The sequence below is a fragment of the Lacinutrix iliipiscaria genome (assembly GCF_042686125.1).
GTDB classification, from domain to species: Bacteria; Bacteroidota; Bacteroidia; order Flavobacteriales; family Flavobacteriaceae; genus Oceanihabitans; species Oceanihabitans iliipiscarium.
On record NZ_JBHUOV010000007.1, the window covers coordinates 215,981 to 230,881 of the forward strand.

Annotated in this window: 11 protein-coding genes and 1 tRNA gene; 11 read left to right on the top strand and 1 reads right to left on the bottom strand. The window is 31.2% G+C overall.

The window, feature by feature from the left end:
• Nucleotides 1-3: 3 nt before the first annotated feature.
• Entirely contained in the window at nt 4-1,110 is a 1,107-nt protein-coding gene (locus ACFS5M_RS11485; RefSeq protein WP_183488428.1) for a PQQ-dependent sugar dehydrogenase, read from the bottom strand.
• A gap of 99 nt (nt 1,111-1,209) precedes the next feature.
• Between ACFS5M_RS11485 and ACFS5M_RS11490 the strand changes: the two genes are divergently transcribed.
• The 11 genes from ACFS5M_RS11490 to ACFS5M_RS11540 all read left to right on the top strand — a co-directional run bounded on the left by ACFS5M_RS11490 (nt 1,210) and on the right by ACFS5M_RS11540 (nt 14,867).
• Nucleotides 1,210-1,284: transfer RNA gene (locus tag ACFS5M_RS11490), tRNA-Pro, on the top strand.
• A gap of 215 nt (nt 1,285-1,499) precedes the next feature.
• Nucleotides 1,500-2,369: a helix-turn-helix domain-containing protein gene (locus tag ACFS5M_RS11495; protein ID WP_183488426.1), complete on the top strand. Its 870-nt coding sequence runs from the start codon at nt 1,500-1,502 to the stop codon at nt 2,367-2,369.
• 28 nt (nt 2,370-2,397) lie between these two features.
• Nucleotides 2,398-3,264, top strand: coding sequence for a helix-turn-helix domain-containing protein (locus tag ACFS5M_RS11500; RefSeq protein WP_183488424.1), 867 nt, complete (start codon nt 2,398-2,400; stop codon nt 3,262-3,264).
• 113 nt (nt 3,265-3,377) lie between these two features.
• The gene (locus tag ACFS5M_RS11505; RefSeq protein WP_183488422.1) at nt 3,378-3,527 is read left to right on the top strand and encodes a hypothetical protein; all 150 of its coding nucleotides are present in this window, start codon (nt 3,378-3,380) and stop codon (nt 3,525-3,527) included.
• A 38-nt stretch (nt 3,528-3,565) separates the two neighbouring features.
• Entirely contained in the window at nt 3,566-7,318 is a 3,753-nt protein-coding gene (locus ACFS5M_RS11510; protein WP_183488420.1) for a T9SS type A sorting domain-containing protein, read from the top strand.
• A gap of 88 nt (nt 7,319-7,406) precedes the next feature.
• Complete coding sequence (locus tag ACFS5M_RS11515) at nt 7,407-8,246, top strand: leucine-rich repeat domain-containing protein (RefSeq protein WP_183488418.1); 840 nt, start codon at nt 7,407-7,409, stop codon at nt 8,244-8,246.
• A 151-nt stretch (nt 8,247-8,397) separates the two neighbouring features.
• Nucleotides 8,398-8,745, top strand: coding sequence for a hypothetical protein (locus ACFS5M_RS11520; protein ID WP_183488417.1), 348 nt, complete (start codon nt 8,398-8,400; stop codon nt 8,743-8,745).
• A 29-nt stretch (nt 8,746-8,774) separates the two neighbouring features.
• On the top strand, nt 8,775-10,259 hold the full coding sequence (locus ACFS5M_RS11525; protein WP_183488415.1) for a pyridoxal phosphate-dependent decarboxylase family protein: 1,485 nt from the start codon (nt 8,775-8,777) through the stop codon (nt 10,257-10,259).
• Between the two features lie 172 nt (nt 10,260-10,431).
• Nucleotides 10,432-10,986: an OsmC family protein gene (locus ACFS5M_RS11530; RefSeq protein WP_183488413.1), complete on the top strand. Its 555-nt coding sequence runs from the start codon at nt 10,432-10,434 to the stop codon at nt 10,984-10,986.
• Between the two features lie 82 nt (nt 10,987-11,068).
• A complete protein-coding gene (locus ACFS5M_RS11535) occupies nt 11,069-14,458 on the top strand; it encodes a thiamine pyrophosphate-dependent enzyme (protein WP_183488411.1) in 3,390 nt (1,129 codons plus the stop codon).
• A 7-nt stretch (nt 14,459-14,465) separates the two neighbouring features.
• Nucleotides 14,466-14,867 (top strand): hypothetical protein, encoded by a 402-nt coding sequence (locus tag ACFS5M_RS11540; RefSeq protein ID WP_183488408.1) that lies wholly within the window; start codon nt 14,466-14,468, stop codon nt 14,865-14,867.
• Nucleotides 14,868-14,901 lie beyond the last annotated feature (34 nt).

Here is a 14,901-nt window from a genome sequence, read left to right on the forward strand (position 1 = left end):
AGATTATTTCTTCGGAATAATTTTAACAATGCCAACATTTTCTACACCAACATAAATATATCCATCTGGACCTTGACGAACACTACGCACACGACCAATACCATCTAGTAACCGTTCTTCTTTTACGACTTTATTATTTTCGATAACACATCTATCTAAATATTGAAATTTTAAAGAACCTACTAAAAGGTTGTTTTTCCAATTAGGATATACATTACTTGTAATAAAAGTCATGCCACTAGGAGCAATGGAAGGATCCCAATAATGTATAGGTTGTTCCATTCCTGGTAAACTAGTGTTGTTTGTTATTTTTGTTCCATGGTAGTTAATACCATAAGTCACTTTTGGCCAACCATAGTTTTTTCCAGCTTTAATAATATTTATTTCATCGCCTCCACGTGGTCCGTGCTCATGAGTCCATATTTCTCCAGTTGTTGGATGTTTAACCATACCTTGAGGATTACGATGACCGAAGGAGTAAATTGCTTTTTTAGCATTTGTTTGATTGACGAAAGGGTTGTCATTAGGAATAGAGCCATCATCATGTAATCTGTACACTTTACCACCATCTCTAGTAATGTCTTGAGGATTAATATCTCGTTCTCCACGTTCTCCAATGGTAAAGTATAAATAGCCTTCATTGTCAAATTCTATACGAGATCCAAAGTGTTGCCCAGCATTGGTGTTAGGTAAAGCTTTGTATATTATTTTTTGATTTATAAGTTTGTTGTCTTCAAGTTGAGCTCTTAAAATTGATGTATGTGCACCGCTGTTTTCATCATTTGAAGACGCGTAAGAAATGTATAACCAGCCATTATTTTTAAAATCTGGGTGTAATTCAATATCCATTAAACCACCTTGTCCTAATACTTTTATTTCTGGTAGGCCACTAATTTTTATTTTCTTTTCATTTTTATAATGAATCATCTCTCCTGATTTTTCATTTATTAATATTGAACCATCAGGAAGGAAAGTAAAACCCCATGGATTTCTGAGTTCAGAAACAATAATTTCATAGGAATGTTTCGTGTTTGTAGGGTTTTTGTCTTGTGCGCAAGAGCAAAAATTAAATAAAATTAGTAGTGTTAAAAAAAAGGGTTTTAAAGTCATTTTAAATAAAATTAATTGTAGCTACAATTTACTAATATTTATTGTTTGTTTTTAAAGAAAAGCTATATATTTGCAGACCTTAAATGATGACCAATTTTTCGGGGTGTAGCGTAGCCCGGTTATCGCGCCGCGTTTGGGACGCGGAGGTCGCAGGTTCGAATCCTGCCACCCCGACTAAAATGAATACCAATAGAAACTAAAACCTTGTAAATTGTATGATTTACAAGGTTTTATGGTTTTTGGGTTATTCTAAAATTACTACAACTCCAATTTATGCTATAGTAATTGAACGAAAAGTTAGTGTGGATTTCAATATACTTAAAGAGAAACTAAACAATAAAAATTAGTGTTTATAAGAATGATTTAATTTTTTCACTAAATTTGGAATTATGGCACTTAATTTAAAAGAATTTTTCCTTTCTAAACCTCATTTTAATAAACTTGTTAGTGACGACTATATGTTTGTGGAGTTTAATTGCCCAATTGAAATGGAAAATTTTAAGTTATGGACGGAAATCCCATTCCTTACCTATGTTGTAAGTGGTAAAAAGGATTATAAGGCTTTAGACAAAACCTATAATGCAAAAGAAGGTGATGCTCTTTTTATTAGAAAGGGTGTTTATAATACCAAACAATACTTTGAAGAAGACTATTGCAGTTTATTGTTTTTTATAACAGATGATTTTGTTAGGCGTTTTTGTAAAGAAAATAAAGAATCAATTCCTAAAGTCTCTGTGGATTATCTTAAAAATCAAATTTATGAGATTGATGTTAACGACCCATTACGTTCTCTTTTCTTAACGGTTTTTAATTATTTGAAAGTTGGGAAGGATATACCTAGAGGTTTAGTAGAAATGAAATTTAAAGAACTTCTTTTCAATATTTCATTAAACCCTTCAAATAAAGAGTTAATAGGGCTTTTTAATTCTATTCAACAGGTTGAGAAAACAAATCTAATCGACGTTATGATGAAAAACTTTCAAAGTGATTTAAATTTGGAAGACTACGCACGATTATCAGGTAGAAGCCTCTCAACCTTTAAAAGAGATTTTCAGAATCACTTTAAAGAAACACCAGGCAAATGGCTAAATAACAAACGTCTTGAATATGCTAAATTACTACTTCAAAACGAAGAGCTAAATATTAACGATATATGCTGGGAGAGTGGTTTTAAAAACACCTCACACTTCAATAGTAGTTTTAAAGAAAAGTACCAACTTCCACCAAATCAGTATAGAAAGCAGTATTTTAAAAAATAGATCACATAATTTTTATTAATTTAGAGTGATGGCAGTAGATGTGTTTAAATACTTTAGTAAACATCCAAAATACAACAAACTTATAGGAGAAGACTATATGTTTGTTGAATATAAGTGTCCACTTGATGTTGAAAACTTTAAGTTGTGGACAGATGTGCCTATACTTAATTATGTAATAAAAGGTAAAAAAGATTGGACAGCATTAGAAAAAACTTATCAAATAACCCAAGGTGAAGCAGTATTTATAAAACAAGGTGTTTACAATACCAAACAGTATTTTGATAATGACTATTGTGTGATGCTGTTTTTTATTACAGAAGATTTTATTCGGCGATTTGTTAAGAACAATGAACAGGTAGTAAGACCTAATAAATCGGAAGTATTGAACAATCAAATTTACCCAATTGAGGTAGGTGATTCGTTAAATGCTTTATTTATTTCGGTATTCAATTACATGAATCAAGGAGATAAAATCCCAACGGGTTTAGTAGAAATGAAATTCCATGAACTCTTTTATAACATTGCTTTAAATCCACAAAACCAAGATCTTGTTAATTATTTTTGTTCACTTAAGCAAGTCGAAAAATCTAACCTTGAAAATATTATGAAGAAAAATTTTCATTGCGATTTACAACTTAAAGAATTTGCACGCTTAACAGGAAGAAGTCTCTCAACTTTTAAAAGAGATTTTCAAAATCATTTTAAAGAAACACCAAGGAAATGGTTAAATAATAAGCGCCTTGAGTATGCTAAAATGCTTCTTCAAAATAAAGCGCTAAACATTAATGACATCTGTTGGGAAAGTGGTTTTAAAAACACATCACACTTCAATAATAGTTTTAAAGAAAAATACAATTATCCACCAAACCAGTATAGAAAATTGTATCTACAATAGTAAATTCTATAGATTTTTTACAATTGAACTTTTTACCAAATTAATTGAACTTTAAAGAAAATCCAACACTTTAAAGTCAAGATACATTTGTCCTGTAATTAAAACTTAAAGTTATGGACAGCGTATTTACTTTAATTCAAACCCATTATTTAAGCATTCTAAAAGTAGTATTTGCTATTTCTTGTATAGCATTTTTTGGCTATATATTTATTCAATACTTCTTCATGAAAGCTTTAATAAAGTATTTACAAAACATGCGTTAAGTACGTCATTATTAAAAAATAATTTAAAACCAATAACAATGAAAACAAAATTATGTTTCTGTTTTGTATTGATTCTTTCAATCAAAACAACAATCGCACAAACCATCGCAATTCCAGACCCAAACTTCGAACAAGCACTTATAGATGCTGGTCAAGATTCAGATGGAATAATTAATGGACTTATTTTACAATCTGATGCCGAATCTATTATTAATTTATCCCTTAATAATAAAGGTATAAACTCTTTACAAGGTATTGAAGGCTTTATAAATGTAACATCTCTTGTTTGTAGTAATAATAATTTAACAAGTTTAAATGTTAGTAACAATACAGCATTATTGACTTTACAGTGTCATGGTAACAATCTTTTAGATTTAGACTTATCATATAATACGGTCTTAACAACATTAACCGCTAGTTCAAATCAATTTACAAGTTTAGATGTTAGCGCTAATGTAGCTTTAACCTATTTAAGTGTACCATTTAATCAATTAACGAGTTTAAATGTTAGTAACAATTCAGCATTAGTTTCACTGTTTTGCATAGGCAATGCAATAACAAGTTTAGATGTAAGCAATCTTACTAATTTGGAAACGTTGCATTGTTTTAATAATGAGTTAACAAGCATTAATCTTACAAATGCACAGGCTTTAAAAGAACTTCAATGCTACGGAAATCAATTATCAAGTTTAAATGTTAGTACAAACATTAATTTAGAAGAACTTCGTGTTTCAGATAATAATATAACAAGCCTTGATGTAAGTAATAATATGGAGTTAATCGATTTTAGAGCTTGGGGAAATCAATTAACCAGTGTAGACATAAGCAATATTCCAACACTTGAAGTTGTGTCTTTTGGAGATAATAACCTATCTAGTTTTAATATCAAAAACGGAAACAATACGGCTATTACATATTTTAGCACATCAAATAATCCAAATCTTTTGTGTATAGATGTCGATGACGCAGCTTATAGTACGGCTAATTGGACGACTATTAGTCCTCAAACTAGTTTTAGCGAAGACTGTATTGCATCAGCACCAACAATTTCAATTCCAGATAATAATTTCGAACAAGCACTTATAGATCTAGGTTACGACACCAATGGTTTAAATGGAAACATTATGCAAATCGAAGCAGAAGCGGTAACCAGTTTAGATATCAATTCAAAAAACATTGCAAGCTTACAAGGCATTGAAGGTTTTATAAACCTAACCGTTTTAAAATGCCATACAAATAACCTTACAAGTTTAGATGTAAGTAATAATACGGCATTAGTGCAATTAAACTGTCGTACAAATCAGTTAACCAGTTTAGATGTTAGTGCTAATGTAGCTTTAGAAGTTTTAAACTGTTACAACAATCAAATAACTTCTTTAGATTTAAGAACGAACCTACGGTTAAGGTCTTTACTCTGCGATGGCAATGATTTAACAGAATTAAGTGTTAAGAATGGAAACAACACAAACGTCACATTCTTTAGTTCTTTAGGAAATTATAATTTACACTGTATCGAAGTAGATGATGCGGCTTATAGTGCTGCAAACTGGCCTGATATTAATTCGCAATCTTTTTTTAGCGATGACTGTCATCTTGGAGAACCAACTATAGCCATTTTAGACGAAAATTTTGAAATCGCACTAATAGATCTAGGCTATGATACCAATGGTTTAAACGGAAATATCTGGCAAAGTGAAGCTGAAGCTCTAACAAGTTTAAACCTAAGTAATAAAAATATTTCAAGTCTAGTAGGTATTGAAGGGTTTGTTAACCTAACAGACCTTACTTGTAGTAATAATCTTTTAACAGCTTTAGATGTTAGTAATAATGTAAATTTAAGGCAATTAGATTGCCAATACAACCAATTAGCAGCTTTAACACTTGGAAATAATACAGTTATCTATGAATTGTTTGCTACTAATAATCAATTAACAGCTTTAGATGTAGGTTATAATAGTGCACTAACTTCAGTATTCCTTTCAAATAATTTACTTACTGATTTTGATGTTAGTAATAATTCTCTATTAATTGAATTATTTATAAACGATAATCAACTTACAAGTCTAAATCTTAAAAACGGGAACAATACAAATATTTCTGATGTTTTCACAGAAAATAATTCAGATTTATTCTGTATTGAAGTAGATGATGCAGTCTACAGTACAGCAAATTGGACATATATTGATGCGCAAACCAATTTTAGTGAAGATTGTAGTGTGGCTGTATTTCCTACCATTGCTATTCCAGATGCCAACTTTGAGCAAGTGCTCATAAATCAAGGTTACGACTCTAATGGTTTAAACGGAAATATTCTACAAAGTGAAGCCGAAGCAATAGAAATATTAAGTGTGAGTAATGCTAATATTTCGAGTTTAGAAGGTATATCTGGATTTATAAATCTAATAGACTTAAGGTGTGACAATAATGTATTAACATTTCTGGACGTAAGCAATTTACCTCTTTTAAAGATTCTATATACAGACCAAAACAATTTGGCAGAAATTGATGTGAGTTCAAATCTTGAATTACAAAACCTAAATGTGAGTTCAAACCACATAACAGCATTAGATATAAGTGTAAATACAGATTTAGTGTCTTTTGAAGCTAATGAAAACAACTTGCAAACACTAAATGTAAAAAACACAAACAATGCTAACTTCTCTTTTTTTAGCGCACTAGATAATCCGAATCTATATTGTATTGAAGTAGATGATGCAATTTATAGTAATGCAAACTGGAACCAAGTTGATGCACAAACCAATTTTAGTGAAGATTGCAGTATTGCTTTTCCAACCATTGCTATTCCAGATGCTAATTTTGAACAAGCCCTTATAGATTTAGGTTACGACACTAATGGGTTTACAGGAAATATTTTTATAAGCGATGCCGAAGTAATAACAAGTCTTAATGTTAGCAATAAAAATATTTCTAGCCTTTCGGGAATTGAAGGTTTTTCAAATTTAATCGTCTTAAACATTGCACACAATGATCTTAACTCGCTGCAAGGTTTAGAAAATCTAACAAACCTAGAGACTTTAAAATGTAATGGTAATAATTTAACAAGTTTAGATATAAGTAATCTTACAAACTTAAAGGAATTACATACAGGAAGTAATCCTCTAGGAAGTATTGATGTATCAAACAATGTGTTATTAGAATCATTGACTAGTTCTACATGTCAACTTACAAATATAAATGTAAGTAACAATCCAGATTTAACGTATCTGGAATTGTATGAAAATCAACTAACAATATTAGATATTAGTAACAATCTTGATTTAGAGGAATTAAATTTTGCAAGTAATCAAATAACAAGTATGAATTTAAGTAATCATACAGCGTTAATTGAAATTTACGCAGCCAATAACCAACTAACAAGTTTTAATGTTAAAAATGGGATTAATACAATTATTACAGATTTTGAAGCAGATGGCAATCCAAACTTAACTTGTATTCAAGTAGATAATGCGCCATACAGTACAGCACTTTGGAGTAGTTATATAGATGCTCAAACAAGCTTTAATGAAGATTGTTCAACATTAGGTGTTGATGAGGTGTCGTTAACAGATACTTTGAATCTATACCCAAACCCAGCATCAGACACCTTTTATATAAAAGGACTTCAAGAAGACACACAAGTGACCATCTACGATATAAATGGTAGAAACATTCTATCAACAAATATCAATAACAATCAACCTGTTAATGTAAGCCAAATTCCTTCAGGACTATATCTGGTAAATATTAAAAATAATACAGGCGAAACCGTGAAAAAACTGATCGTCAACTAATTCAAATTACATATAAAAATTACAGAAGCCATCATAGGTTTGGTGGCTTCTATTACTTAAAAATCAAATAAAAACAAAATTAAAAACAATGAAAACAACAAACCTAATCGCTTTAAGTCTAATCATAATTTTAGCTTTATTCTCATCCTGTAGTAAAGATGATGACAGCAGTCCAGAAAATAACACAGTTGCTATTCCAGACACAAATTTTGAACAAGCTTTAATTGATTTAGAGATAGACACGAATGGATTAAATGGAAACATTCTAAAAACAGATGCAGAAGCAATAATTACATTACATATTGAAGAGAAAGACATCTCTAGTTTAGAAGGTATAGAAGCATTTACAAACCTTGAATATTTAGAATGCTATGGCAATAACTTAACGCATATGGATTTAAGTAAAAACACAAAATTAATAGGCTTGTATTGTGAGGAGAACCAACTTATAAGTTTAGATGTAACCTATAACCAAGCATTAACATCACTGTCGGTTTATGAAAATAATTTAACATACATTGATGTCAGCCGCAATATCGCCTTGGTTTCTTTGGATTTAAGAGGCAATCAATTTACTGCTATAAATCTTGAAAACAATGAAAATTTAAAATATTTGAGATGTTCTTATAACACTTTAACAAATTTGAATGTTTCTAATAATACTGAATTAAGGTTGCTTAATGCTGATTATAATCAACTTACAAGTATAGATTTAAATGCAAATAGTTTATTAGAGCATCTTAATGTTTCAAATAACGAATTAACAAGCTTGAATATTAAAAACGAAAACAATATCAATATGTTCAGTTTTGATGCAAAATCAAACACTAGTCTTTATTGTATAGAAGTCGATGATGTTACTTTCAGTAATGCTAATTGGTCAAGTGGTATAGACGGATTTTCTGTTTTTAGTGAAGATTGTAATTAATTAAAACAAGAATTCTGGGAACTGAAAAGACTGCTTTTTTTAAAAGTAACCTTTTTACTTTGAACCAATTACCAAATAAGTTGGACTTTAGAAAAAACGTTATCCTTCATTTCTACAATATTTTTGTAGTATAAATATTAAATAATCCACAATGGAAAAAAATAATTCAAATTGGTCAAAAACAGATATAAAAATATATTTATTACTGTTCTTTATAAATACCGATTATACAGAATCAATACAAAATATAGACTATAATACATTTGAGATTAAGAAACCTATATTTGATAAAATTTATAATGAGTTTAATAAGGATAATGATTATCAAAGCATTCAAAAAATTCGTTTCGCATTAGAAAACAAAGCATATTCTAAAGAAGAATTACATACCTTATTTCTAGAAATTAAAACAATGTTCTCATTGTCGAAAAAAAGGAATAACTTGATTATTAATTCTGTTTTCACAAACCTAGAACGCATTTTAGATAGTGCAGCATAACTATTACATTGAAAAATAATCCGAATACTATGGAAAAGCATAGAACATCACCATTAGAAATATCATCAAAAGATTTTAAATCTTTAGGGTACAAATTAATCGAAAGTATTTCTGAGTTTAATGAAACTATAGCGAATAAACCTGTAACAACAGGCGAAAAACCAAAGCAATTACAAGGTCTGTTAGGTAATAAATCATTTCCTGAAAGTGGCATGTCTAATGAAACTTTATTAGGTCAAGCAACCGATTTATTGTTTAATCATTCCTTATTTAATGGTCACCCAAAATTTATGGGTTACATCACAGGTTCTGCTGCTCCAATTGGTGCTTTAGGTGATATGCTAGCAGCAACCGTAAACCCAAATGTTGGGGCATTTGCTTTAGGTCCAATGGCTACTGAAATTGAAAAACAAACCATTCAATGGTTAGCTGAGTTTATAGGTGTTTCTTCAGATTATGGAGGTGTGTTAGTCAGTGGTGGAAATATGGCAAATTTCACCGCATTTCTTGCTGCACGAGCAGCAAAAGCTCCATCTGATATTAAAGAAAATGGGATTAATTCTAATTCTAAAAAATTAATGATGTATTGTTCTAAATCTACACATACATGGATAGATAAGGCAGCCATTCTGTTCGGACATGGAACAAAAGCCATTAGGTGGATTGAAACAGATGCCGACAATAAAATGAATTTGGAAGCTTTAGAATTAGCCATCACTTCTGATATTAAAGATGGTCATGAACCCTTTTTTGTAGTAGGAACAGCTGGAGATGTAAGTACAGGAACTGTGGATGATTTAGAAGGTATTGCATCGATTTGTAAATTATATGACCTTTGGTTTCATATAGATGGTGCGTATGGAGCACCAGCAAATATTCTTCCAGAATTAGAAATGACATTTAAAGGGATTAAAGATGCAGATTCTATTGCTATCGATCCTCATAAATGGTTATATAGTCCGTTAGAAGCAGGTTGCACCTTGGTGAAAAATCCCAAACATTTAGTAGATGCCTATAGTTCTCATCCTGAATATTATAATTTTGCGACCGAAAACGCGGAACAGAATTTTTATGAATACGGACTTCAAAATTCTCGTGGATTTAGAGCATTGAAAATATGGTTAATGCTTCAGCAAGTAGGAAGAAAAGGCTATAGAGAAATGATTAGTGAAGATGTTGAATTATCAAAACTTCTATACAAATTATCAAATAAGCATCCAGAATTAGAAGCAGTAACACAACATTTAAGTATCACAACATTTAGATATATCCCTAAAGAACTATCGAAGGACGTTATAGATAAAGAAACATACTTAAACGAATTAAATGAAACCTTAGTAAATAATTTGCAACAAGGCGGAAAAGTTTTTGTATCTAATGCTATTGTTCGTAATGCCTATTGTTTAAGGAGTTGTATCGTAAACTTTAGAACTTCTAAAAAAGACATAGAGGAAATCATTGATATTGTTGTTGCTGAAGGACGAAAATTACATAAAGAATTACTATCAAAATAAGTTATTATATAACCTTAAACCAATTGAAATCCAAGATCATCTGTAAAAAAGATGGTCTTTTTTTTGCTTTGAACTTTTTACCAAACAATTTGAACTTTAGGGTAAATTCTACACTTTGAAATCACAATACATTTGTATCAAACAAATAATAATAATTTTAATTTTTAAAACAATGATTACAACAGCAAACATTAAAAACGGAGTAAACGTAGACCAACTAGTTGAAACTATTGGTGCAGTACAAACCAATCCAGAATTGGCAAAATTCCAGTTCAGAGCAAAAAACAATTGGATAGATGGTGGACATTGTGTGTCTAATATCAAAGGATTCTATGGCGTAGGAGCCGAAGACCAATCTCGTCAAGAAACTTTCTCTTTAGAATGTAGCCATCCTCAAGTATTATTAGGACAAGATGAAGCACCAACACCTCCAGAAGTAGTATTACATGCTTTAAGTTCTTGTTTAACTGGAGCGATGGTTTACCATGCTGCAGCTAATGGGATCGATATTGAAAGCGCTGAATCTAACATTAAAGGTGGAGTAGATTTACATGGCTTTTTAGGTTTAGATCCTGAAGTACGTATGGGATTTGATGGTATCAAGTTTACATTAAAAGTAAAATCGGATGCATCTGCAGAGCAATTAGAGCAATTAGCAAAATTCTCACCAGTATTCGATATGATTACTAACCCAACACCAGTTTCTATTGAAATTGTAAAAGAGTAATTAAGGCATTCCTATTCTAAAAAAGGCTGCTCATTTTGTAGCAGCCTTTTTTAATTCTATCAAAAACAAGTCAAAATTAACAATGAAAACACCAATTTATCATATAGTGAATGCAAATCAGGCGGTTGCAAAAATAGCGTATAAAACCAATGAGGTTTGTCCTATTTATCCAATTACGCCAGCATCTGAAATGAGTGAGTTGGTGGAACAATGGAGTGCCGAAAAACGACGAAATATTTTTGGTAGTATACCAACAACTTTCGAAATGCAAAGTGAAGCAGGAGTTGCAGGAACCATGCATGGAGCTTTGCAAACGGGTTCATTATCAACTACGTTTACAGCATCACAAGGCTTATTGTTAATGTTGCCAAACATGTATAAAATTGCAGGCGAATTAACCCCAAATGTCATCCATGTAGCCACAAGAAGTATTGCTACACATGCACTTTCTGTATTTGGAGACCATAGCGATATAATGGCAGTTAGGCAATCTGGTTATGCCATGTTAGGCAGTGGTTCTGTTCAAGAGGCTCAGGATTTTGCTTTAATTTCTCAAGTAGCGACTTTGCAATCTAAAGTGCCTTTTGTGCATTTTTTTGATGGTTTTAGAACGTCCCATGAAATCTCTAAAATTGAAGTCATTCCTGATGGTATTATTCAATTTATGATGAATAATAAAGATATAATGTCACACAGAGAACGTGCTCTTAATCCTAATAATCCTGTAATTAGAGGAACTTCACAAGGACCAGATGTGTTTTTTCAAACTAGGGAAGCCATCAACTCATTTTATGATGTTTGTCCAGATATCGTACAAGATAAAATGAACGCTTTCGCGGAATTAACAGGAAGACAGTACAAACTTTTCGATTATGTTGGTCATCCTGAAGCCCAACAAATTATTATTTCTATGGCATCTTCGACGGAAACGATTGAAGAAACCATCACCTTTTTAAATTCTAAAGGAGCAAAATACGGACTCATAAAAGTGCGCTTGTTTAGACCGTTTAGTACAAAACATTTAATCAAAGCATTACCAAAAACAGTACAATCAATTACTGTTCTAGATAGAACCAAAGAACCTGGTTCAACAGGTGAGCCTTTGTATTTAGATGTGCTTCAGTCTGTGTCTGAAGCTTTTCAAACAAAAGAAATTCTAACCTTTCCAAGAATAGTTGGAGGACGATATGGATTATCGTCAAAAGAATTTACACCAAATATGGTTGCAGCCATTTTTCATAATTTGAAACAAGAGCAGCCAAAAAACAATTTTACCATTGGTATAAATGACGATGTGAAAAACACAAGTCTTGATTATTCGAGTAATATTCAATTAGATACAGCAATGTATCAAGCCATTTTTCATCAACAAGAATCTACTCAAGACATTTCAGAATTAGCTAAACTTATAGGTAGCCAAGATGATAACTTTGTACAATCGTATTCAGAATGCGATTATAAAAAATCAAATTCTATACACAGTTCATATTTACGAATCGCTTCATCACCAATAAAAGCACCATATTTAATTAATAATGCCAATTTTATAGCGTTACAACATGTCAATTTCATTAATAGTGACACAATCCTAAATAACATACAGTCAAATGGCACACTTTTGGTTAATTCGTCATTAGCGTCTAACGCCTTTTGGCAAGCCCTTACCTCAGAAATACAAGAAAGGATAATTGATAAAAACATCTCTTTATATATTGTTAACTCAAGTAATTTAAAGTCTAGTTATGTCGTTAAAGAGTACTCGATTTCTATATTACAAGCCGCGTTTTTGGCATTAAATAATGAATTTATTTCTGAAGAATTACCAGAAGAAATTATTCAAAATATCATAAAAGTTGATACTGAAAACCAAACCAATTTTAGTACTATTGCTATTAAAAAACATGATAGCTTTTCTAGCACAATGTTAGGAAAGTTATTAGAGAACAAAGGCAATGATATACCTGTAAGTGGTTTACCTAGTGATGGTACTTTTGCTAGTGATACCTCTAAATTTAATTCCATACAATTATCAGAACATATGCCAATTTGGGATGCTGAAGCATGTACGCAATGTGGAGCATGCAGTATGGCTTGTCCGCAAGCAGCATTGCGAATTAAAGTGTTTGATGATGGTTTTTTAGAAACTGTTCCTCGTAATTTCAAGTGCACTAGTTCTAATGAATTTGATTTATTAAACTACACCATTCAGATCAATTCAGAACAATGTAATAGCTGTAATAATTGTATAGATGCTTGTTTTGTTAATGCTCTTGATTTTAAAGAAAAACAAGCACATGATATTGATAACTGGAATTATTTTGAAACGATTCCAGAGTTTGATAGAACAAAAATAGACGTCACAAAAGTAAGTCAACAACAACTTCAAGAACCATTATTTAAGTATTCAAATGGAGTAGAGGGTTGTGGTGAAGCGCCATATTTAAAATTGATGTCGCAATTGTTTGGGGATCGGCTTTTGGTAGCAAATGCAACGGGATCAAGTTCTATTTTTGGTGGTGCATTGCCCACAACACCATGGTCAAAAAACAACAAAGGACAAGGTCCTGCATGGTCAAATTCACTTTTTGAAGATAATGCTGAGTTCGGACTAGGTTTTCGTTTATCAATTACTCAACAAGAAGAACAAGCAAAGGATCTATTAAAAAGACTGAGTTCTACACTAGATTTAGATTTAGTTACTAATATTCTAAATGCGTCTCAACAAACTGAGATTGAAATAAGTGATCAGCGAGGTCGAGTAGAACTATTAAAAGAACAGTTAAAAAACAGGACTACTTTTGAAGCAAAACAATTATTACTAGTTGCTGATAATTTAGTTGAAAAAAGTGTTTGGATTGTCGGTGGAGATGGTTGGGCTTATGATATAGGCTATGGTGGATTAGACCACGTGATAGCTTCTGGAGAGAATGTAAATATTCTTGTCTTAGATAATGAGGTGTATGATAACACAGGAGGACAAACTTCTAAATCGACACCATTTGGAGCCGAAGCAAAATTTTCATTTGGTGGCAAACAAAAGAAAAAGAAGGATTTAGGATTAATGGCAATGAATTACGACAATGTTTATGTGGCATCTGTTGCGATTGGAGCTGATCAAGAACAAGCTTTAAAAGCCTTTAATGAAGCAGAAAGTTTTAAAGGACCATCTATTATAATAGCATACTGTCATAGTGAATCACATGGTATTGATATGAATAATCCGAGCCAGTTTCACAAAAAAGCTGTTGCTTCTGGTCAGTGGTTATTATATAGAAATGACCCTAGAAAATCGAGCTCATTTCAACTAGATTCTAAAAACCCATCAATTAATATTAAAGATTATTTAAAGTCAGAAAAACGATTTGAAAATTTTTTAAAAAATCAAGAGACAGATAAACAGGAAATAATTAATCAATTACAATACAGTATTGATAAGCGATTCAAAAAGCATAAAATGCTAACGCATACATAAAATAAGAATGGAGCAAGCAAAAAGAGTATCTAAAAAGAATAATGATGTTGATTTTCTTTCTAAAAAAATTGTTTTAAATCATTTAGACTCATTTTATAATCACGATATAGATTCAGTAATGAGTGATTATACGAATGAGTCTATAATTATCACATTAAAAAATACTTATAGAGGACTACAAGAGATTAGAGGTTTTATTACAGAATTTGTTAATATTTTTCCAAAAGGTGAAACAATTTTAGTTTTAGATAAGATTGCAATTGAAAATGAAGTCGCATACATTGTTTGGCACGCAAAAACACCAGAACTTGAAGTCTCTTTGGGTTCAGGTACTTTTATAATCAAGCAGAGTAAAATAGTACACCAAACATTTATAGGACAATTAAACGCAAATGAAGATATCGTTTAATGTTTAACCACTTATACTCATTTTAGAGCACCAA